The sequence below is a fragment of the Streptomyces sp. NPDC127106 genome, assembly GCF_042677605.1.
Taxonomy (GTDB): domain Bacteria; phylum Actinomycetota; class Actinomycetes; order Streptomycetales; family Streptomycetaceae; genus Streptomyces.
The window spans coordinates 84,500-103,778 of record NZ_JBHXTC010000018.1 but is presented as its reverse complement, the minus strand read 5'-3'; the positions used below and the strand labels follow the sequence as shown (position 1 = coordinate 103,778).

The following is a 19,279-nucleotide window of genomic DNA, read 5'->3' as shown; positions in this document are numbered from 1 at the left end:
ACCCCCCCGGTGGGGGGGCGCGGGGGCCCCCCGCCCCGGCCCCCCGGGGCCTAGCCCCCCCCGGGGGGGGGCGCCCCCCCCCGCCCCCCCCCCGGGGGGGGGGGGGGGGGGGGGGGGTGGGTTCCCCCCCCCCCCCGTCGTCCTTTCACCCATCGCCGGGCCAACGTGCAGGGCTCGGTGGGGAGATGGCTGGCAGGAAACAATTCTGCAATCTCTTGCGCAAGGTCTTGCAACGTTCTGGGGTGGGCCCCTACGGTCACTGCAATCCCCACAGCTCTTCCGCCAGGAGGACCCCCACATGTCTGTCAGAGCTGCCAGACCTGCCAGAGCGAGCGCCGCCGGGCTCTTCACCGCCGCTGCGCTGGCCGCCGCCACCCTCACCGCGCAGGCCCCGCAGGCCAGTGCCGCGACGCCCGGGGACAAGGACGTCACGGCCGTGCTCTTCGAGTGGCGGTTCGAGTCCGTGGCCCGGGCGTGCACCGAGAGCCTCGGACCGGCCGGCTACGGGTACGTGCAGGTTTCGCCGCCGCAGGAGCACATCCAGGGGCCGCAGTGGTGGACCTCGTACCAGCCCGTGAGCTACAAGATCGCCGGCCGGCTCGGGGACCGGGCCGCTTTCAAGGCGATGATCGACACGTGTCATGCGGCCGGGGTGAAGGTCGTCGCCGACTCCGTCATCAACCACATGGCGGCCGGCGACGGCGTGGGAACCGGGGGCAGTGCGTATACGAAGTACCACTACCCTGGCGTCTACTCCGGTGCCGACCTCGACGACTGCCGGGCGGAGATCACGAACTACCAGGACCGCGGCAACGTCCAGAACTGCGAGCTCGTCCAGCTCGCCGACCTGGACACCGGCGAGGACTACGTGCGGGGCCGGATCGCCGCCTACCTGAACGACCTGCTGTCGTTGGGAGTCGACGGTTTCCGGATCGACGCCGCCAAGCACATGCCGGCGGCCGACCTCGCCAACATCAAGTCACGGCTGACCAATCCGGGCGCGTACTGGAAGCAGGAGGCCATCCACGGGGCCGGCGAGGCGGTGTCGCCGAGCGAGTACCTGGGGAACGGGGACGTGCAGGAGTTCCGGTACGCCCGGGATCTGAAGCGTGTCTTCCAGGACGAGAAGCTCTCGTACCTGAAGAACTTCGGCGAGGGCTGGGGCCACATGGCCTCCGGCAGCGCCGGGGTCTTCGTGGACAACCACGACACCGAGCGGGTCGGCGACACGCTGAACTACAAGAACGGCGCCGACTACACCCTGGCCAGCGTGTTCATGCTGGCGTGGCCGTACGGCTCCCCGGACGTGCACTCCGGGTACGAGTGGACCGACAAGGACGCCGGCCCGCCGAACGGCGGACAGGTCAACGCCTGTTACGCCGACGGCTGGAAGTGCCAGCACGCGTGGCGGGAAATCTCCTCCATGGTGGGCTTCCGGAACGCGGCGCGCGGGCAGGCCGTGACCAACTGGTGGGACAACGGCAACGACCAGATCGCCTTCGGGCGGGGCAGCAAGGCGTTCGTGGCCATCAACCACGAGGGCACGGCGCTGACGCGGACCTTCCAGACCTCGCTGCCCGCGGGCGACTACTGCGACGTGCAGAGCGGGCGAAACGTTTCCGTCGGGTCGAACGGCCAGTTCACCGCCACCCTGGGCACCAACACCGCACTGGCGCTGCACGTCGGGGCACGCACGTGCGCCAGCGTCCCGGCCGCCGCCGGCGCCTCCTTCGCCGTCAACGCCACCACCGTGGCCGGCCAGAACGTCTACGTCACCGGCGATCGGGCCGAGCTGGGCAACTGGAACCCGGCGAGCGCGCTGAAGCTCGACCCGTCCGCCTACCCCGTGTGGAAGCTCGACGTGACCCTCCCGGCCGGAACGGCGTTCTCGTACAAGTACCTCCGCAAGGACGCCGCCGGGAACGTCACCTGGGAGAGCGGCGCCAATCGCACCGCCACCGTTCCGGCGGGCAGCAAGGTCGTCCTAAACGACACCTGGCGCAACTGACGCCCACAGACCAGGGCCGCCCGGCATCCAGTAAGGAACCCCGCCACCGCCGGGCGGCCCTCTTCACGTAACCAAGGAGAGCCGCCTTGATACGCCCTGCCGCAGGAGTCCTCGCCGCCGCGCTGGCCGTGACGCTCCTGCCCGCCCTGCCCGCCGCGGCCGCCGCAAGACCCCCCGGGCCGCCGTCGGACGCCAAACTGGCCGCCGAGCCCGCGCGGCACGACCTCACGCGGGAGCAGTTCTACTTCGTGCTCCCGGACCGGTTCGCCAACGGCGACCCGCGCAACGACGCGGGAGGCCTCGGCGGCGGCCGGCTGGAGACCGGTCTGGATCCCACCGACAAGGGGTTCTACCAGGGTGGCGACCTCAAGGGGCTGACGGACCGGCTCGACTACATCAAGGGGCTGGGCACCACCGCCCTCTGGATGGCGCCGATCTTCAAGAACCAGCCGGTGCAGGGCAAGGGCGATGACGTGTCCGCCGGCTACCACGGCTACTGGATCACCGACTTCACCCAGGTGGATCCGCACTTCGGGACCAACGCCGATCTCACGAAGCTCATCGACAAGGCGCACGCGAAGGGGATGAAGGTCTTCTTCGACGTCATCACCAACCACACGGCCGATGTCGTCGACTACCGCGAGCAGTCCTCCGCGTACCTGTCGAAGGGAGCCTTCCCGTACCTGACGAAGGACGGCGTGGCCTTCGACGACGCGGATTACGCCGACGGGAAGAAGAAGTTCCCCGGCGTCAGCACTTCTTCCTTCCCGCGTACGCCGTTCGTGCCGGAGGGGAAGAAGAACCTCAAGGTGCCGGCGTGGCTCAACGATCCGACCATGTACCACAACCGAGGCGACTCCACCTTCGCCGGTGAGTCCTCCGGGCAGGGTGACTTCTTCGGGCTCGACGACCTGTGGACCGAACGGCCCGAGGTCGTCAGCGGCATGGAGAAGATCTACGAGAAGTGGGTCAAGGACTTCGGTGTCGACGGGTTCCGGATCGACACCGTCAAGCACGTGAACACCGAGTTCTGGACCCAGTGGGCCACTGCTCTGGACACGTACGCGGCCAAGCAGGGGCGCAAGGACTTCTTCATGTTCGGAGAGGTCTACTCGGCGGACACGGCCGTCACCTCGCCGTACGTCACGCAGGGGCGGCTGGACGCCACGCTCGACTTCCCGCTGCAGGACGCGATCCGCGCGTACGCCTCCCAGGGCGCGGCGGCCGGGCGGCTGGCCGGTGTCCTCGCCGACGACTACCGGTACACGACGGACAAGGCCAACGCCTACGAGCAGGTCACCTTCCTCGGGAACCACGACATGGGGCGGTTCGCTTCGTTCCTGAAGCAGGACCGGCCCGGGGCGGGAGAGCAGGAGCTGCTGGACCGGTACCGGCTCGCCAACGAGCTGATGTTCTTCTCGCGCGGCAACCCCGTCGTCTACTCGGGCGACGAACAGGGCTTCACCGGTGCGGGCGGCGACAAGGACGCCCGGCAGCCCCTCTTCGCCACGAAGATCGCCGATTACGTCGATGACGACCAGCTCGGGACCTCGCGCACGCACGCCAGCGATGCCTACGACCAGCAGCACCCGATCTACCGGCAGATCGCCGGGCTGTCCAAGCTGACCCGGGAGCACCCGGCACTGCGGGACGGCGTGCAGAGCGAGCGGCTGGCGGACGGTTCGGTCTACGCCTTCGCACGGACCGACGTCCGCAGCCGGACCGAGTACCTGGTCGCCGCCAACAACGGCACCGCATCGCGGACCGTCGAGATCAACGCCCCCGCCGGCGCCCAGTACCGCACCCTGTACGGCGGCACCGCGCTGATCCGCGCCTCCGCCGCCGGCAAGCTCACCGTGGTGGTGCCTGCTCTCGGGTCCGTGGTGCTGCGGGGCATCGAGCCGCTCGCCGCGCCGGTTTCCCAGCCCGTGGTGGCCCTGAAGCCGCCCGCTGCGGGGGCCGCCGGGACCGTCGAGGTGTCCGCGGACGTCAGCGGCGGCGGACTCAACCGCGTCGTGTTCGCCGCCCAGGTCGGGAACGGCCCGTGGCAGGTGCTCGGGTCCGCCGACCACGCCCCCTACAAGGTCACCCAGCACGTCAACGCCCCGGCCGGAACGCCCCTGCGGTACAAGGCCGTCGTCGTCGACTCCCGGGGGCGTACCGCGAGTGCCCGTGCCGATTCCGTGGCCGGGCAGGTTCCGCCCACAGGCGTGCCCACGGCCACCCAGCACGACTACGCCGTCGTCCACTACCGGCGGCCCGACGGCGACTACACGAACTGGCGGCTGTACGCCTGGGGGGACATCGCCGACGGGGAGGCCACGCCCTGGCCCGCCGGACACGCCTTCACCGGCCGGGACGCTTACGGCGCCTTCGCCTGGGTCAAGCTCAAGCCCGGCGCTTCGTCGATCGGCTACCTGGTCATCGACAAGGACGGCAACAAAGACGTCGCTGCCGACCGCACGCTGGACGTGACGCGCACCGGCGAGATCTGGCTGGAGCAGGGCAAGGAGGCCGCGCAGACCGAGCGGCCCGCCCACCCGCCGCAGGACCAGGGCAAGGCCGTTCTGCACTACCAGCGCGCCGACGGGGCCTACGACGGCTGGGGCCTGCACGTGTGGGCCGGGGCCGCGAACCCGACCGACTGGTCCAAGCCGCTGATGCCCGCCCGGTTCGACGCGTACGGTGCCGTCTTCGAGGTGCCGCTCACCGCCGGCGCCGCCTCGCTCAGCTACATCGTGCACAAGGGGGACGACAAGGACCTGCCCGCGGACCAGTCGCTCGATCTGAAGGGCGTGGGCCACGAGGTGTGGATGCTGGGCGGCCAGGCCGCCTACCTGCTGCCGCAACCCGCGGGGGCGGCTGCCGGGATCGACCTCGGGAAGTCGCAGGCCGTCTGGATCGACCGGGACACCGTGGCGTGGAACGCGCCGCCGGCAGCTGCTTCCGTGCAGCTGCTGGCGTCCGCCGACGGGGCGGTCAAGGCCGAGAACGGCACCCTGACCGGGACGGCGCAGTGGCTGCGGCTCTCCGCCACGAAGCTCACCGACGCGCAGAAGCAGAAGTTCCCGCACCTCGCCCCGTACAGCGCCTTCAGCGTGGACGCGCGGGACCGCGGACGGGTGCGGGAAGCCCTGCGGGGCCAGGTCGTCGCATCCGCTCGGGCCGGCAACGGGGCCGTTCTCGCTGCCACGGGCGTTCAGCTCGCGGGCGTCCTCGACGATCTGTACGCCACCCGGGCCGCGCTCGGGCCCGTGTTCAAGGACGGCCGGCCCACGCTGTCGGTGTGGGCGCCGACCGCCCGCAAGGTCGAGCTCGAACTCGACGGCCGCGTCCTGCCCATGCGCCGCGACGACGCCACCGGCGTCTGGTCGGCGCACGGCGAGCGGTCCTGGGCCGGCAAGCCGTACCGGTACGCCGTGACCGTGTGGGCGCCGGCTGCCGGGCAGGTGGTCCGCAACGTGGTCACGGACCCCTACTCCACTGCGCTGACGACCGATTCCGCGGCGAGCCTGGTCGTCGACCTCGCGGATCCCAAGCTGGCCCCGCCCGGCTGGCGGCAGCTGCGCAAGCCCGCCGCGGTGCCCTTCACCTCGGCGCAGATCCAGGAGCTCCACATCCGGGACTTCTCCGTCGCCGACCCCACCAGCAAGCACCCCGGCCAGTACCTGGCCTTCACCGACAACGGCTCCGCGGGCATGCGGCACCTGCGCGACCTCGCGGCCGCCGGGACCTCGTACGTCCACCTGCTGCCGGCCTTCGACATCGGCACCATTCCCGAGAGGCGCGAGGACCGCACCGAGCCCGCCTGCGACCTCAAGGTGTACGCGCCGGACTCGGAGCAGCAGCAGGCCTGTGTGGCCGCGGCGGCCGCCAAGGACTCCTACAACTGGGGCTACGACCCGCTGCACTACACCGTTCCGGAGGGCTCGTACGCGAGCGACCCGAACGGCACCGCCAGGACCGTCGAGTTCCGCAAGATGGTGCAGGCCCTGAACGGGGCCGGGCTGCGGACCGTCATGGACGTCGTGTACAACCACACCGTGGCGGCCGGGCAGGACGGCAAGTCGGTCCTCGACCGGATCGTGCCCGGCTACTACCAGCGGCTGCTGGCCGACGGCAGCGTGGCCACGTCCACCTGCTGCGCCAACACGGCCCCCGAGAACGCCATGATGGGCCGCCTCGTGGTGGACTCCACCGTCACCTGGGCGAAGGAGTACAAGGTCGACGGCTTCCGCTTCGACCTGATGGGCCACCACCCGAAGGACAACGTCCTCGCCGTGCGCAAGGCCCTCGACGCGCTGACCGTCGAGAAGGACGGCGTGGACGGGAAGAAGATCGTCCTGTACGGGGAGGGCTGGAACTTCGGCGAGGTCGCGAACGACGCGCGGTTCGTCCAGGCCACGCAGCTGAACATGGCCGGCACGGGGATCGCGACGTTCTCGGACCGCGCCCGTGACGCGGTGCGGGGCGGAGGGCCCTTCGACGAGGATCCGCGCGTCCAGGGCTTCGCCTCCGGACTGTTCACCGCCCCGAACGGGTCCCCCGCCAACGGCACGGCCGCCGAGCAGCGGGCCCGGCTGCTGCACGACCAGGACCTGATCAAGGTCGGCCTGTCCGGGAACCTCGCCCCGTACGCCTTCACCGACACCTCGGGGCGCCGGGTCAAGGGCTCCGAGGTGGACTACAACGGCGCCCCGGCCGGCTACGCGGCGGCACCCGGTGATGCTCTCGCCTACGTCGACGCGCACGACAACGAGACGCTCGCCGACGCCCTGACCTACAAGCTCCCCCAGGGCACCGCACCCGCTGACCAGGCCCGCATGCAGGTACTGGCGATGGGCGTGGCGGCGCTGTCCCAGGGACCCGCGCTGTCGCAGGCCGGGACCGACCTGCTCCGCTCGAAGTCCCTGGACCGCAACTCGTACGACAGCGGCGACTGGTTCAACGCCATCCACTGGGACTGCCGTGACGGCAACGGATTCGGACGGGGTCTGCCGCCGGCGGGCGACAACCGGCCCAAGTGGCCCTACGCCAAGCCGCTGCTGACCGGGCCCGCCCCGGGCTGCCCGGAGATCAACGGTGCTTCGGCCGCCTACCGGGACCTGCTGCGGATCCGGACCACCGAGCCGGCCTTCTCGCTCGGTACGGCCCAGCAGGTGCAGGACGCGCTGGCCTTCCCGCTCTCCGGGAAGGACGAGACCCCCGGGGTGATCACCATGACCCTGGGCCGCCTCGTGGTCGTCTTCAACGCCACGCCCGGCGCGCAGAGCCAGCGGATACCCGCACTCGCCGGAACCGGCCACTCCCTGCACCCCGTGCAGGCCGCCGGCTCCGACGCGGTCGTCAAGCAGTCCTCGTACGACGCGGAGAAGGGAGAATTCCGCGTCCCGGGCCGCACGGTCGCGGTCTTCACACGACGCTGAGCCGGTCGAGCCGCTTCTCCAGCAGGATCACCCCGTAGAAGCGGCCGTCCTTCCCCTCCTTGTGGGGGAACTCCCCGACCACCCGGTAGCCCGCGTCCTGGTAGTACGCGAGCAGCCGGGGGTTGGTGGAGACGCAGTCCAGCCGCGCCCGCGGCAGACCGGAACCGGCGATCCGGCGCTCGGCATGTTCGAGCAGCCGCCGGCCGGTCCCGGCGGGCGCGGTCTTGCGTTCCACCATCAGCCGGTGCACGTAGCCGGCGACCGGAGGCTGCACGCCCCAGGCCTCCTCGTCCGACCACCACAGCTCGTACGCCCCGACGACCCGGCCCTCGGCGTCGCCCGCGAGCCACACCTCACCGTCGCGCATCTTCCTCGTGAAGTGTGCGACGTCCTTGTCCCCGGGCTTCCACTGCTCGATCCCGTTCTTCTGCATCCACCGGGCGGCCCGGTCGTACAGGGCCACCAGCGTGGCGGCGTCCTTCTCCACGGCCCGCCGGAACAGGATCCCGTCGTCATCAATGATCACGCGCGTATTATCACGCGATCATCAGTGCGGATCCGGCGCGGGATCCGGTGTGTTGGGGACCAGCAGGGCGAGGCGGCCCACCAGTTCGCCGAACGGACCGTCGGCCGGCTCGCCCGCCAGGATCCGCCCCAGGACCCCGGCCATCTCGACGTCGTACGCGGCGCTCACCGCGGCCAGCGCCGCGAAGTCGTGCACCAGCTGCAACTCCAGCTCGGCGCGCGGGATCTCCCGACCCTCCAGCCAGATCAGCGCCGTGGACTCGGCGAGCGACACCCACGACCGCACCACCAACGCCAGGCGGACCGGCGGCTTCTCGATGCCGAGGTGCTTGAGGATCTCGTCGGACGCGGCCTGCCGGACCTCGTCGATCATCGCGTTGGTCCGGGTCGAGCCGACCGCCGGACCGCCGCGCATCAGCGCGGAGAAACCGGGCCCGTGGTCCTCGACGAACGCGAAGAACCGGCCCATGACGCGCAGCAGCCGCGCCCCTAGCGGACCCTCGTGCGGTTCCACGAACCGCTGCGCCAAGTCGTCGGCCGCACGCCGCAGCGCCGCCTCGTACAGGCTCAACTTGCCGGGAAAGTAGTGGTAGACGAGCGGCCGGGATATGCCCGCGGCCGCCGCGATCTCGTCGATCGACACGTCGTCGGGCGACCTGTTGCTGAACAGCTCCAGGGCGACCCCGATCAGCTGCTGCCGCCGCTCCTCGACACCCATCCTGCGCCGCACCCCGGTTGTCATGCGGACACCCTACTTCGCCACCGGGCAACCGGCCGTCCCCGGAGGCCCCTTGAATACCTGCAGGTCCGGGCGGTCCTTACAGGTCGAGGAGCAGGCGGTCCCCCTTCGCGCGGGACACGCACAGCAGCATCGAGTCCTCCCGCTCCCCGTCGTCAAGGAGCTCGTCGCGGTGGTCCACCTCGCCCGCCAGGACCCGGTGCTGGCAGGTCCCGCAGAAGCCCTGCCCGCAGGAGTACGGGGTGTCCGGCAGCACCCGCCGAACGGCGGCCAGGGCCGATTCGCCGGCCCCGACCTCCACCGTGCGGCCCGAGCGGGCGAGGTCGAGGGTGAAGGGGTGTGCCGTGGCGGTGGACGCCGACGGAGCGAACCGTTCCAGGCGGACCGCCCCGGGATCCGGGGCGGCGGCGAGGACGGCCGCCATCAGGGCTTCCGGGCCGCAGCAGTACACCAGGGCGTCGGGGGCGGTTCCGGAGAAGAGCCCGGCCAGGTCCGGCAGGCCCACCTCGTCCTCCGGGACCAGCGTGACCCGGTCCCCGTACGCGGCGAGTTCGGGCAGGAACGGCATCGAGGCGCGGGAGCGGCCCCCGTACAGCAGGGTCCAGTCCGCCCCGGCGGCGGTGACGGCCCGGAGCATCGGCAGGACCGGGGTGATGCCGATGCCACCCGCGACGAAGGCGTACGAGGGCGCGGGCTCCAGCGCGAAGCGGTTGCGCGGCGGGCGCAGCCCCAGCTCGGTGCCCTCGACGAGCTGGGCGTGGGCCTCGCGGGAGCCGCCGCGGCCGTCCTCGACCAGCCGGATCGCGATCGTGTAGCGGCCGGCGTCCGCCGGGTCGCCGCACAGGCTGTACTGGCGGACCAGGCCGGAGGGGAGGGTGACGTCGACGTGCGCGCCGGGCGCCCAGGCCGGCAGCTCCGGGGACTCCACGGTCAGCCGGACGACCCCCTGCGCCGGTTCGGTGCGCGACACGACGACGGCGTGCAGGCGGCGGCGCGGCGAGTACCCGGAGACCGGGGTCTCCAGGGCGGGCAGCGGCCAGAGGGGCGAGCGGGATATGCGACGGCGCAGGGCGCGTTTCGTCAGCCACGCGGCGCCCGCGAACGCCGCGACGGTCAGGGCACGGCTGCTCATGGCCGGACACCGCCGTTCGCCCCGGGGGAGGACGCCAGATAGGCGGCGGCCTGGGCGGTGGAGCCCTCCTGGGACGGGTGGTACGTGCGGGAGAGGTAGGTCGGGATCGACTTGAGCATCGCACCCGTGGACGGCAGCGTGCCCTGTTGCCCGGCCCGGAAGAACTGGCCGAAGGAGGCCTTGGCGTCGCGGAGTTGCGGGTCGTTCTCCATGAAGAAGCGGGCGCCGCGCTGCCAGAGGAAGACGAGGGCGGCGAAGGCGGTGGCCCAGGTCCGGACGCGGCGGCGGTAGCCGCCGTCCACGTGCATGAACAGGTCGAAGGCCACCGAGCGGTGCTCGACCTCCTCCGCGCCGTGCCAGCGCAGCAGATCGAGCATCGTCGGGTCGGCGCCGCGCCGGTCCAACTCCTCCGCGTTCAGCACCCAGTTGCCCAGGAACGCCGTGTAGTGCTCGATCGCCGCGATCATGGCGACGCGCTCCATGAGCCACCAGTGCCGCGCCCGGCCGGGCGGCAGGGTCCGGTCGCCGAGCAGCTTCTCGAAGAGCCAGTCCACCTGGGCGGTGTACGGGGTCGGGTCCAGGCCGAGCCGCCTGAGGTGGGGGAGCACGTCGTCGTGCGCGGCGGCGTGCATGGCCTCCTGGCCGATGAAGCCGATGACGTCCGCGCGGAGCTGCTCGTCCCTGATGTGGGGGAGCACCTGCTTGTAGACGTGCACGAACCAGCGCTCGCCGGCCGGCAGGAGCAGGTGCAGCACGTTGATGGTGTGCGTGGCGAAGGGGTCGCCGGGCAACCAGTGCAGCGGGGTGTCGTCCCAGCCGAAGGACACGTTGCGCGCCTTGAGCTCGGTGTGTTCCGACGCCACGGGTGCGGGCGCGGGTCCGTGGGCAGCCACGGGGGTGGCCACGGGCGCGGGCGCGGGGGCGTGGGCCGGGGTGGCGGCGGGCGGCCTATTAGACATGGCGTCAATGTACTGACGAGTCAGGGGAGGGGAAACCCCTGCGGCGTCAGTGGTGGGGAATTCCCTCGGCGTTCCGGGACGCTACTGGCCCAGGGCGCGGGCCTTCGTGCCGTCCGTGAGCTTGCCCGACAGCTCGACCTGCGTTCCCGCCGGCGCCTTCAGCGCCAGCCGGTTGCCCGTCGCCGAACCGTTCACCGCGCCGCCCGACGCCGACAGCGATGCGAACTGCGCGCTGCCCGCCGCCAGGGCGTACCACTGGCCCGCCTTAGACTTCCACAGCACGCCCGCCAGCACCCGCGGCTCCCGCGGACCGCACGCCGGGGAGCCCTCCGCCTTGGCCGCCTGCGCCGCCAGCGGGGCGCCCGGGGGCAGGAACTGCGCCTGGACCCGGTCCTGCACCCCCGTCCAGGTCTCCGCCCGCGTACACAGCCAGGTCGCCGTGCCCTCGCCCTCGGGCAGCTGCTGCTTGGCGTACGTCCAGGCGTTGACCGTACGGACCCCAGCCGAGCGGACCGACGGCAGCAGGCAGGCGATCCGCGACCAGTCGCCGAGCTCGCCGCCCTCCGCGGCATCGCGCTCCGCGCCCGGGGCGCCCGAGGTCAGCCTGGCCGGGGTCAGCTCGCCCAGGTCCGTGACCAGCCGGGTGGAGCCGTCGCCGGTCAGGGACAGCGCGTTCCAGCTGGTGCAGTTGCCGGCCGGGGCCGGGCTCGGCACCGGCGGGGTGACGCCGTCCGGGCCCAGCTTCAGCGGCACGGTGGCCTCGCCCGGCTTCAGCAGGTCCCGCAGGCCCACCCCCGAGGCCCAGGGCGCGATCAGGTAGCGGACGTTCCCGTCGACCCGGCTCAATACCAGCCCGGTGGCGGTCTCCGCCGACGCGCCGTCCGTGCGGGCGAAGTCGAGGGCGGCGACCGAGGTCCCGGTGCGCGGTTCCGCGTACCGGACCACGCGCAGGCCGTCGTACAGCAGGACCACCACGGCCTGGTCGACCGTGCCCGCGAACAGCAGCTGCGGCGGGCCCATCGGCGGTCCCGGCGGCGTGCCCGGCGTGGCCGAGGCGACGACGGACGCGCCGGGCCGCGCCCACACGGCCAGCGCCCGGCGCAGCAGCCCCGTGTCGTCGACGCGGTCGCCGCGGGCCGGCCAGGTCGAGAAGCCCGTACGGGACGAGGTGCGCCACAACGCGGGCGCGACCCGGATCAGCTTCGCCGGATCCAGGGCCTGCTCCACGGCCGCGTTGCGCGCGTACGGCGGGGCCGCGGCCCCGTCCGCACCCCAGCCGCCGCCCGGGAGCGCGAGCAGTGCCCCGCAGACGGCGAGGGCGGCCCCGGCGGCCAGCGCGGCCCGCCCGAACCGGCGGCGGCGCAGCAGGTCGGTGGGCCGCGCCTGTAGCACGCACGGATCGAACTCGGGGGAGGCGAACAGCGGGTCATGGGCCGGATCCCCGGACCCCGCGACCGCGGCCTGCGGGTCGGCCACCCCCGCGGCGGCGAGCACCCGGAGCACCTCCGGCTCCGGCAGCCGCTCCAGCGCCCGCAGCGCGCAGGCGGCCCGGCCGGGCCCGTCGAGCGTGGCGAGCCACTGGTCCAGGGCCAGCTCCTCGGCCCCGCCGGACCGGGGGTACAGCCGCAGCCCCCACACCTGGGGGAGCGGCGCGGGCAACCGGGACCGCCGGGGCAGCGCCCGGAAGGTCAGCGGGACCCCCGCCTCCAGCGCGGAGCGCAGCACCTGCAGACGGACGTACGCGTACCCGAGGTCGGCGTTCCCGCCCGCGCCGCCGCGGCGGTCGCCCCGTTGGCCGCGTTGGCCGCGCTGGCTGCGTTGGCCGGGGAGACCGCGCCGCGCCCCGGCCGCGGCCTTCCCGCCCGACCGCCTGCCGCGCGGCAGCGCGCGCTGGGCCAGCGAATGGGCGGTGAGCACGCGCCGGTGGCGGCCCAGGGAGGGCGGCAGCACCAGGTAGGCGAGCCGCACCAGCCGCGGGTAGTGCTCGACGATCGCGGCCTCGGCCTGCTCGACGTCGGGCGTCGCGGGAGACGGGGGGCGGGTGGCGGTGTCCGGCGCAGTCACGTTCAGCTGAACGAGCGAATGGCCGGATGGTCACCGCCTCCAGGTCACACGTTCGGGTCGTATCGCGTCGTGACGAGGTCGGCGTGTCAGGCCGTCAGGCGGGTGCGCAGGGCCTCGACCGTCTCGTCGGACACGTTGAGCCCCTCGCGTACGTACTTCTCCATCGAGCCGTACCGCGTGCGGACCTCGTCCAGCGCGGCCTCCAGGTACTCGGGGAACACCCCGATCAGCGCCAGCGCGATGTCCGGGTTGCCGCCGGCCATCGTGAAGCCCTCGATCATCCGGGCGAAGGCCTGCTTGACCGCCGGATTCACCGACAGGTACTCGGCCATCAGGGTGTCGTCGTCCGCGCCGAGCAGTGCCAGGATGATCGTCGCGCCCCAACCGGTGCGGTCCTTGCCGGCCGTGCAGTGGAAGAGGACCGGGCCCGCCTCGGGGTCGGCGACCTCGGTGAGCAGCATCCGGTACGAGGCCTGCGCGGACGCGGTGTTCACGAACGCCCGGTACGTGTCCGCGAACAGGGCCTGGATCTTGCCGCCGCCCAGGTGCTCCTCGGCCACCGCCGGGTCCGAGAGCAGGTCCTTGAGCTGCGCGGCCGCGGGTGCCTGCCCGGCGTTGAGCTTGTCCGCGAGGACGTCGCCGACCAGGTGGCGCACGCCCTCGGGTATGCGGTCCGGGTGGTCGGCGCGCTCGGCGACGGTGCGGAAGTCGATGACCGTGCGCAGGCCCAGCTCGGCCACGGCAGGGTCGGCGTCGACGTCGAGCCGGTCGAGCTGGCCCGAGCGCAGGACCAGGCCGCGGCGGACGGTCCGGCCGCCGGCGAGGGGCGTTCCGCCGAGGTCGCGGAGGTTGGCGACGGTGGTGGAGGGGGTGGCGGTGGCGGTCATCGTGGCGGCTCCATCGGTCGGCGGGTGCGAGTGGCTCAAAGAGATCGGTCCGAGTGTCGGAGTCATCCGATTTTCGGATGTTTCGTCGCGAATAGGTAATCGGCGGCAAGCGAGACCCCCACCCCGACCCCGAGGGCCACCAGATGCCCGGCGTCCGTGAAGGTCCGCCCGCGCCGCAGCAGCGGCTGGGCGGCCACCGCCAGCAGCCCGGCCCGCGCGGCCGTCCGGACCCGGCCGCGCGGAAGTGCCGAGGTCAGCGCCCCGAGCACGGCATTGAAGCCATAGCTGGTGCCCACGTCCAGGGCCCGCCGGGTCTGTGGGCCGGCCCGCCCGCGCAGCACCCCGTAGACCAGGAGCGTCGCCGTGACGTGCCCGAACAGGAACACCGCGGCCGTCCACCACACCCCGTACGCGTACTCCGCGTACCCGAGGACGGCGACCAGCAGCAGCGCGTACGGCAGCGGCATGGGCTCCTCGACGACGACGGCGCTGCTCAGCAGCGTCTCCCAGCGTCCGGCGGAGAGGTTGTCGACATTGGTCGAGCAGCCCCGCAGCATCTGCTCGCGCTCGGCCGGAGCCAGCTGTTCCAGGGCGTACGCCCCCAGCTGGACCCCGCCCGCGTACACCGCGCCGGCTATCGGCGGCCTTGGCATCGGATTCACCCGACCATGATCGGATACCACCCTCCGGTGTGCTGAGCCGGGGGTTGTGGGAGCATGTTCCGGCCATGTCAGAAAGCCCCGCGCCGATACGCGCCGCACGAGCCGCGATGTTCGCGGCGGTGTGCACCGCCTTGGGCGCCGCGGGGCACGCCCACATGTCCGGGACGGACGTCCCGCCGCTGGGCCTTCTGGGTGCCTTCGCCGTGACCGGCGGCCTCGCCTGGCTCGCCGCGCGGCGACGCCGGGGGCCGGTGGGGATCAGCGCGGCGGTGCTCGCCGTGCAAGGGGTCCTGCACCTGGTCTTCTCGGGGGCCCAGGCCGGGGCCGGGGTCGTGACCGGGACCGGGGGTCGGGTCGGCGCCGGGAGCCTCGCGGGCCACGCCGCCCACCACGCCGTACGACACCTGCCCGAGCCGATGCCCGGCCACCACCACGTGGAAGCCGCGCTCAGCGCCGTGCACCCGGCCGGTGTGGCCGACGCGGCCGGCACGACCGCTGCGACTGCTGCTGCCGCTGCTGCGACCGGCGTGGGCGGCATGACCGGCATGGCAGGCATGACCGGCACGGCCTTGGACGGCGGCCTCGGCATGATCGTCGCCCACGTCCTCGCCGGGCTGCTCTGTGCCGCCTGGCTCGCCTGGGGCGAATCCGCCGTCTTCCGGCTCGCCGCCGCCCTCGGCGCCACCGCCCTGCTCGCGGCCCGACCGCTCGCCCGTGCGCTCGCGCTGGTGCGGGCACGCCCCGCCCCGGTGCCGCACCCTCCCGTCCAGCCGTCCGCGTACGCACCCCCGCCCAGGCTCCGCGGGGCCCTGCACGCCCACGCCCTCGTACGCCGCGGCCCGCCCCACCCGCGAAGCCTCCACGCCACGGCCCCCGGCCGTCCTGCCCGCGCCTGACCGGCGCACCTTCCGTCCCACCGTCCCGGCGGGGCGAGCGGCGAGACCCGGGGCCGGTCCACCCATGTCTTCGCCACCACCTAGGACGACCATGTCGCTTGACGAGGCCCAAGGCGCCCGAACCCGGGACGCCGCCACCGACACCGCCGCCGACGCCGATACGGCCGGCACCACCGAAGCGGCCGAGCCCGCCGCACCGACCCCCACCGCCGAGGCGGGCTCCGCGCCCGAATCCGCCCGGGGCGCCTCCGCGAAGCCCGGCACCTGGGCCGCGCTGCGGCCGCTGCTGCTGCGCATGCACTTCTACGCGGGCATCCTGATCGCCCCGCTGCTGTTCCTCGCCGCCGCCACCGGCCTCCTCTACGCCGGCTCCTGGCAGGCCGAGAAGATCATTTATGCCGACGAGCTGACCGTCGACCAGGTCGGCGAGAGCGCCGTGCCGCTCAGCACCCAGGTCTCCGCGGCCAAGGCCGCCGAGCCCGGCGGCAAGGTCATCGCCGTCTGGCCCGCGCCCGACGCCGAGGCGACCACCCGCGTGGTCATGGAGGCCCCGGGTCTTGCCGAGGGCCAGACCCGCACCGCCTTCGTCGACCCGTATACGGCCCATGTCAACGGAGTGCTGACCACCTCCGGTGACGCGCTGCCGGTGCGCGCCTGGCTCAGCGAGTTCCACTCCAGCCTCCAGCTGGGCGAGTTCGGCCGGAACTACAGCGAACTCGCCGCGAGCTGGCTGTGGGTGGTCGCCCTCGGCGGCCTCGCCCTGTGGATCGGCCGCCGCCGCTCCCGCAAGGCACAGCTGGTGCTGCCCGACCGCAAGGCCACCGGGCGCCGCAAGACCCTCTCCTGGCACGGAGCCGTCGGCCTCTGGGCCGTGACCGGCCTCGTCGCCCTCTCCGCCACCGGCCTGACCTGGTCGAAGTACGCCGGCGAGAACATCGGGCAGCTCCAGGACCGCCTCGGCGGCGCCACCCCGACGGTGTCCGCCGCACTCACGCCGAGCGGGGGCTCGGGCTCCGGTTCGGGTGGCGGCGGCGAACACGCCGGCCACGTGATGACCGAGGACATGGAGATGCCCCCGGCGCCGCCCACCGCTGACATCGGCATCGACAAGGCCGTGGCCGCCGCCCGCGCCGCGGGCGCCACCGAAAACCTCCAGGTCACCCTGCCGGCCAAGGGCAAGGGGTACGTCGTCAAGGAGAAGGACAAGGAGTTCCCGGTCAACCTGGACACCGTCGCCATCAACCCCACCGACGGCCGGGTCATCGACGTCCTGTACTTCTCCGACTACCCCGTCCTCGCCAAGCTGACCCGGTTCGGCATCGACCTGCACATGGGCACGACCTTCGGGCTCGCCAACCAGATCGCCCTGGCCGCCCTCGCCGTCGCGCTGATGTTCCTGATCTTCTGGGGCTACCGGATGTGGTGGCTGCGCCGACCCACCAAGGACCGCACGCTGTCCGTCGGCCGCGCCCAGCCGCGCGGGGCCTGGCGGAAGGTGCCGGTGGGCATGCTGCTGCCGCTCGCGGCGGTGACCGCGGTGGTCGGGTGGTTCGTACCGCTGCTCGGCATGAGCCTCGTCGCGTTCCTCGCGGTCGACGCGGTGCTGGGGGCGGTCGCGGTGCGCCGCGCCAAGACGGCCGCGTGACCGCCCGGCCGGCCGCCCGGCCGGCCGACCGCCCGGCCGGCTGGCCCGCCGGCTGACTGACCGGCCGCGGTTCTGAAGCAGACCGGTGGGCCCGTACTCCGCAGGGGGGAGTAGGGGCCCACCGTCGTACTCAGGGGGCGTACTTGTAGCCCACCCGACGGACCGTCTGGATCGCACCCCGGCGCGTCGCGCCCAGCTTGCGGCGCAGGCGGGCGACGTGCACGTCCACGGTCCGGCCGTCGCCGACGTGGCCGTAGCCCCAGACCGTGGTCACCAAATGGTCCCGGGTGTGCACCCGGTGCGGGTGCGCGACCAGGTGCGCCAACAGCTCGAACTCCAGGTAGGTGAGGTCCAGTACGCGGCCGTCGACCTCGGCGGTGCGCTGCGCCGTGTCGATGCGGACCACGTCGTCCCCGGTCGTGTCCGGAGCGACGGCGGAGGACGCCGGGGCGGGCACGGCCTGCGGGGAGAAGGCGAGGGGCGGCTGCTGGTCGGCCGGTACGAGGACCAGGTAGCCGACCATCGGCGGCCGGCCCGGGAGCACGGGCACCGCGTGCTGCGGCGCGGGCAGCCAGGTGGCGCCGGGCGGCAACAGGTCGGCCACCCGGACGACCTCGTCCGGCGCCACGGCCCGCAGTCGGTGTCGCGGGCCGGACGGGGACGGGGACGAGGACAAGGACGGGGACGAGGGCGGGAAGGGGAAGGTGGCGGTCGCAGCGGAGGCGGCGGACGTCAGGGAACGGGTCTGGGGCATGAGTGGTCAGCTCTTTCACGCGAAGTGGTCGGCAGGAGACGTGCGTGCGGAGGTACGGACGTCTTCGTTGCACCGCGCAGACCGAAGGCCTCGGGAGAGGGGTGCTGATCGATCCCGAAAGGCTTTAGAGGGCCGGCGCGTTCGTCGCGCGGCAACACACCCGGTCGAAATCGTGATCCTGACGGGATGGCCAGAACGGCTCGAGGTCGCTGCGACCGGTCGAGGTGTGCGAATGGCTGGCCATGCGCCCATTGAAGCAGATGCCCTCGGCCCGGGACAGGTTCCGTCTCGACAGGTGGAGCGGAATCTCAAATTCAGCGATCAAGGCCTCGTCAAGCCCGCGCGGCCCCGGCGCCATACCGGACATGTCGTCACGTGGCTGCCGCCCGGCAGCAGTCCGACGCCCCCGGGTGCCCCTGACAGCGCGCGTATGCCCGCCGGACCGGTGGGCGGTCCGACGGGCATACGGTGGTGATGCCGTGGGGGGCCGGGCGGGCGCGCGCCCCGCCCCACACGGGGCTTCAGGACTCCTTCAAAACCGCCTCAGACCAGGCCGGCCTTCTCCAGGCTGGTGCAGCAGGTGTCCGTGATCAGGCGGGTCACGACGTACGGGTCCACGTTGGCGTTCGGGCGGCGGTCCTCGATGTAGCCCTTGCCGTCCTTCTCCACCTGCCACGGGATGCGGACCGACGCGCCACGGTCGGAGACGCCGTAGCTGAACTCGTTCCACGGGGCGGTCTCGTGCAGGCCCGTCAGGCGCTCGTCGATGCCCGCGCCGTAGTTCTTGACGTGGTCCAGCGGCTTGCTGCCCTCACCCAGCGCCTCGCACGCCGCGATGATCGCGCGGTAGTCCTCGCGCATCGCCTTCGTGGAGAAGTTGGTGTGCGCACCGGCACCGTTCCAGTCGCCCTTCACCGGCTTCGGGTTCAGCGTCGCGGAGACGTTGAACTCCTCGGCCGTGCGGTAGAGCAGCCAGCGCGCGACCCACAGCTGGTCCGCGACCTCCAGCGGGCCGAGCGGGCCCACCTGGAACTCCCACTGGCCGGGCATGACCTCGGCGTTGATGCCGGAGATGTCCAGGCCCGCCGCCAGGCAGTGGTCGAGGTGCTTCTCCACGATCTCGCGGCCGAAGATCTCGTCCGAGCCGACACCGCAGTAGTAGCCGCCCTGCGCGGCCGGGAACCCGCCGACCGGGAAGCCCAGCGGACGCTGGCCGTCGAAGAACGTGTACTCCTGCTCGATGCCGAAGATCGCCTCCTGGCCGGCGAACTTCTCGGCGACCGGACGGAGCAGCGCGCGGGTGTTGGACTCGTGCGGGGTCATGTCGATGTTCAGCACCTCGCAGAGCACGAGGACGTTCTTCCCGCCGCGGATCGGGTCCGGACAGGAGAACACCGGCTGCAGGACCCGGTCGGACGCGTGGCCCTCGGCCTGGTTGGTGCTCGATCCGTCGAAGCCCCAGATCGGCAGCTCGGCGCCGTCGGCGAGGATCTTCGTCTTGGAGCGCAGCTTGGCCGTCGGCTCGGTGCCGTCGATCCAGATGTACTCAGCCTTGTAGCTCACGGGCCCCATCCTTACGGTG

Annotated in this window: 14 protein-coding genes; 4 read left to right on the top strand and 10 right to left on the bottom strand. The window is 72.6% G+C overall.

Annotated elements, in window-relative coordinates; genetic code table 11:
• The first annotated feature begins 298 nt into the window (after positions 1-298).
• Both ACFVGY_RS17755 and pulA read left to right on the top strand, forming a co-directional pair.
• A complete protein-coding gene (locus tag ACFVGY_RS17755; protein WP_385677795.1) occupies positions 299-2,008 on the top strand; it encodes a carbohydrate-binding module family 20 domain-containing protein in 1,710 nt (569 codons plus the stop codon).
• Positions 2,009-2,094: 86 nt separating this feature from the next.
• Entirely contained in the window at positions 2,095-7,434 is a 5,340-nt protein-coding gene (gene pulA / locus ACFVGY_RS17750; RefSeq protein ID WP_385677792.1) for a pullulanase-type alpha-1,6-glucosidase, read from the top strand.
• Here the strand turns inward: pulA and ACFVGY_RS17745 are convergent.
• From ACFVGY_RS17745 to ACFVGY_RS17715, 7 genes are all read right to left on the bottom strand, one after another.
• On the bottom strand, positions 7,421-7,957 hold the full coding sequence (locus ACFVGY_RS17745; RefSeq protein WP_385677876.1) for a GNAT family N-acetyltransferase: 537 nt from the start codon (positions 7,955-7,957) through the stop codon (positions 7,421-7,423). The genes pulA and ACFVGY_RS17745 overlap by 14 nt on opposite strands.
• A 24-nt stretch (positions 7,958-7,981) precedes the next feature.
• Entirely contained in the window at positions 7,982-8,701 is a 720-nt protein-coding gene (locus ACFVGY_RS17740) for a TetR/AcrR family transcriptional regulator (protein WP_385677789.1), read from the bottom strand.
• A gap of 76 nt (positions 8,702-8,777) precedes the next feature.
• Positions 8,778-9,830: a PDR/VanB family oxidoreductase gene (locus tag ACFVGY_RS17735; RefSeq protein WP_385677786.1), complete on the bottom strand. Its 1,053-nt coding sequence runs from the start codon at positions 9,828-9,830 to the stop codon at positions 8,778-8,780.
• Positions 9,827-10,789 carry a metal-dependent hydrolase gene (locus ACFVGY_RS17730; RefSeq protein ID WP_385677783.1) on the bottom strand — a complete coding sequence of 321 codons (963 nt, stop codon included), beginning with the start codon at positions 10,787-10,789 and terminating at the stop codon, positions 9,827-9,829. The genes ACFVGY_RS17735 and ACFVGY_RS17730 overlap by 4 nt, the downstream gene beginning before the upstream one ends.
• An 81-nt stretch (positions 10,790-10,870) precedes the next feature.
• Positions 10,871-12,853: a hypothetical protein gene (locus ACFVGY_RS17725; RefSeq protein ID WP_385677781.1), complete on the bottom strand. Its 1,983-nt coding sequence runs from the start codon at positions 12,851-12,853 to the stop codon at positions 10,871-10,873.
• 86 nt (positions 12,854-12,939) lie between these two features.
• Positions 12,940-13,740 carry a tyrosine-protein phosphatase gene (locus tag ACFVGY_RS17720; protein ID WP_385677778.1) on the bottom strand — a complete coding sequence of 267 codons (801 nt, stop codon included), beginning with the start codon at positions 13,738-13,740 and terminating at the stop codon, positions 12,940-12,942.
• Positions 13,741-13,802: 62 nt separating this feature from the next.
• The gene (locus tag ACFVGY_RS17715) at positions 13,803-14,393 is read right to left on the bottom strand and encodes a rhomboid-like protein (RefSeq protein WP_385677776.1); all 591 of its coding nucleotides are present in this window, start codon (positions 14,391-14,393) and stop codon (positions 13,803-13,805) included.
• A gap of 74 nt (positions 14,394-14,467) precedes the next feature.
• On the opposite strand from ACFVGY_RS17715, the gene ACFVGY_RS17710 reads away from it, so the two are divergent.
• Together ACFVGY_RS17710 and ACFVGY_RS17705 are read left to right on the top strand one after the other, a co-directional pair.
• On the top strand, positions 14,468-15,298 hold the full coding sequence (locus tag ACFVGY_RS17710) for a hypothetical protein (RefSeq protein WP_385677774.1): 831 nt from the start codon (positions 14,468-14,470) through the stop codon (positions 15,296-15,298).
• Between the two features lie 91 nt (positions 15,299-15,389).
• Entirely contained in the window at positions 15,390-16,943 is a 1,554-nt protein-coding gene (locus ACFVGY_RS17705; protein ID WP_385677772.1) for a PepSY-associated TM helix domain-containing protein, read from the top strand.
• A 130-nt stretch (positions 16,944-17,073) separates the two neighbouring features.
• Here the strand turns inward: ACFVGY_RS17705 and ACFVGY_RS17700 are convergent, their stop codons facing one another.
• From ACFVGY_RS17700 to glnII, 3 genes are all read right to left on the bottom strand, one after another.
• Positions 17,074-17,697, bottom strand: coding sequence for a winged helix-turn-helix domain-containing protein (locus ACFVGY_RS17700; RefSeq protein WP_385677770.1), 624 nt, complete (start codon positions 17,695-17,697; stop codon positions 17,074-17,076).
• 124 nt (positions 17,698-17,821) lie between these two features.
• The gene (locus tag ACFVGY_RS17695; RefSeq protein WP_385677767.1) at positions 17,822-18,064 is read right to left on the bottom strand and encodes a hypothetical protein; all 243 of its coding nucleotides are present in this window, start codon (positions 18,062-18,064) and stop codon (positions 17,822-17,824) included.
• A gap of 176 nt (positions 18,065-18,240) precedes the next feature.
• On the bottom strand, positions 18,241-19,260 hold the full coding sequence (gene glnII / locus ACFVGY_RS17690) for a glutamine synthetase (protein ID WP_385677764.1): 1,020 nt from the start codon (positions 19,258-19,260) through the stop codon (positions 18,241-18,243).
• Positions 19,261-19,279: the final 19 nt, after the last annotated feature.